At 53.4% G+C, this 264-nt stretch carries 1 protein-coding gene; it reads left to right on the forward strand.

The features are described from left to right. Positions 1-264 (forward strand): hypothetical protein (locus HMPREF2750_RS10045; protein ID WP_186821570.1); only part of this gene is annotated, 264 nt, incomplete at both ends.

Consider the following 264-nt stretch of genomic DNA (forward strand, 5'->3'; position numbering starts at 1 on the left):
CTGCGGTTGCTGAGCTATCTGCTGCTGAAGCTGATGAGCTTGCAACTGTCGCTGAGCTATCTGCTGCTGAAGCAGAAGAGCTTGCTGCTGTTGCTGAGCTATCTGCCGCTGAAGCGGATGAACTTGCTGCAGTTGCTGAAGAATCTGCCGCTGATGCAGAAGAGCTTGCTGCAATCGCTGAAGAATCTGCTGCTGATGCAGAAGAGCTTGCTGCTGTTGCTGAGCTATCAGCTGCTGATGCAGAAGAGCTTGCTGCAGTCGCTG

The organism is Haemophilus sp. HMSC066D02 (assembly GCF_001810545.1).
Taxonomy (GTDB): domain Bacteria; phylum Pseudomonadota; class Gammaproteobacteria; order Enterobacterales; family Pasteurellaceae; genus Haemophilus_D.